This window comes from Mesorhizobium sp. M0816 (assembly GCF_040320005.1).
Lineage (GTDB): Bacteria > Pseudomonadota > Alphaproteobacteria > Rhizobiales > Rhizobiaceae > Mesorhizobium.
The window spans coordinates 1-518 of record NZ_JAMYOT010000120.1 but is presented as its reverse complement, the minus strand read 5'-3'; the positions used below and the strand labels follow the sequence as shown (position 1 = coordinate 518).

The following is a 518-nucleotide window of genomic DNA, read 5'->3' as shown; positions in this document are numbered from 1 at the left end:
ATTTCCTTCGCCGACGGGCGTGACGGCCCGTGCCGGACCTTGAGTCCGAAGCCGATATTGTCGGCGACCGTCATATGGCGAAACAGCGCGTAGTGCTGGAAGACGAAGCCGACATTGCGCTCCTGAATCGACTTTTGGGACGCATCCTCTTCGCCGAAGAAGATCTTTCCGCGGGTCGGCCGCTCCAAGCCGGCAATCAGCCTGAGCAGCGTCGTCTTGCCGGAACCGGAAGGTCCCAGCAGGGCGATCAGTTCTCCCGACTTGATGTCGAGCGAAACGTCGCGGAGGGCCGGAAACCGCTCAAACTCCTTGCGCACGTTGGCAACGCGAACTTCCATGCAAATCCCTTTTGTAGTTGATGCATGCCGTTATCCCAAAACCGGTTCCCACTTTTGGGCGACATTAAATCTTTGTTTTATGCATGTCGTTGTCCAAAAACCGCTACACACTTTTGGGCGACATGCATTTGTCAGTGTCCGCGCGTCGCGGCGATCTCGGCGCCGTAGCGCATCTCGAGA

General features: G+C 57.3%; 1 protein-coding gene. It reads right to left on the bottom strand.

Annotated features, from left to right (window positions below):
• A partial coding sequence (locus tag NKI17_RS36970) for an ATP-binding cassette domain-containing protein (RefSeq protein ID WP_352798705.1) occupies window positions 1-338 on the bottom strand: 338 nt, incomplete at its 3' end.
• Window positions 339-518: the final 180 nt, after the last annotated feature.